Consider the following 1,215-nt stretch of genomic DNA (forward strand, 5'->3'; position numbering starts at 1 on the left):
CAAGCCATAGCTTCGGTGGTGTGTTTAGCCCCGTTACATTTTCGGCGCAGAGTCACTCGACCAGTGAGCTATTACGCACTCTTTAAATGATGGCTGCTTCTAAGCCAACATCCTGGTTGTCTGTGCAACTCCACATCCTTTCCCACTTAACACACACTTGGGGACCTTAGCTGATGGTCTGGGCTGTTTCCCTTTTGACAATGGATCTTAGCACTCACTGTCTGACTCCCGGTTATAAGTCTATGGCATTCGGAGTTTGACTGAGCTTGGTAACCCTTGGCGGGCCCCGCACCCAATCAGTGCTCTACCTCCACGACTCTTGACACCGAGGCTAGCCCTAAAGCTATTTCGGGGAGAACCAGCTATCTCCGAGTTCGATTGGAATTTCTCCGCTACCCCCACCTCATCCCCGCATTTTTCAACATGCGTGGGTTCGGGCCTCCAGTGCGTGTTACCGCACCTTCACCCTGGACAGGGGTAGATCACACGGTTTCGGGTCTACGTCCACGTACTATGTCGCCCTATTCAGACTCGCTTTCGCTGCGGCTACGGCTCTTCACCTTAACCTTGCACGGGAACGTAACTCGCCGGTTCATTCTACAAAAGGCACGCCATCACCCATAGATCGGGCTCTGACTTCTTGTAAGCACACGGTTTCAGGTTCTATTTCACTCCCCTTCCGGGGTGCTTTTCACCTTTCCCTCACGGTACTGCTTCACTATCGGTCGCTAGGTAGTATTTAGCCTTACCAGATGGTCCTGGCAGATTCATACGGGATTTCACGTGCCCCGCACTACTCGGGATACGTCTCGGAGAGAACAGACTTTCAATTACAGGGCTTTTACCTTCTATGGCGGGCCTTTCCAGACCTCTTCGTTTAACCGGTTCCTTTGTAACTCCATGTGAGACGTCCCACAACCCCAGAGAGCAAGCTCTCTGGTTTAGGCTGTTCCGCGTTCGCTCGCCGCTACTGACGGAATCACTATTGTTTTCTCTTCCTGAGGGTACTTAGATGTTTCAGTTCCCCTCGTCTGTCTCTTCATATCCTATGTATTCAGATATGAGTGACTGGCTATTACACCAGCCGGGTTTCCCCATTCGGACATCCCCGGATCAAAGCTTGCTTACAGCTCCCCGAAGCATTTCGTTGTTCGCCACGTCCTTCGTCGACTCCTAGCGCCTAGGCATCCTCCGTGTGCTCTTAGTAGCTTAACC

General features: G+C 52.1%; 1 rRNA gene. It reads right to left on the reverse strand.

Features of this window, described 5'->3' with window-relative positions:
• A 23S ribosomal RNA gene (locus ACFQZR_RS08835) occupies window positions 1–1,215 on the reverse strand; the annotation flags it as partial.

Source organism: Paenibacillus sp. GCM10027629, assembly GCF_042676425.1.
GTDB lineage: Bacteria > Bacillota > Bacilli > Paenibacillales > Paenibacillaceae > Paenibacillus_K > Paenibacillus_K terrigena.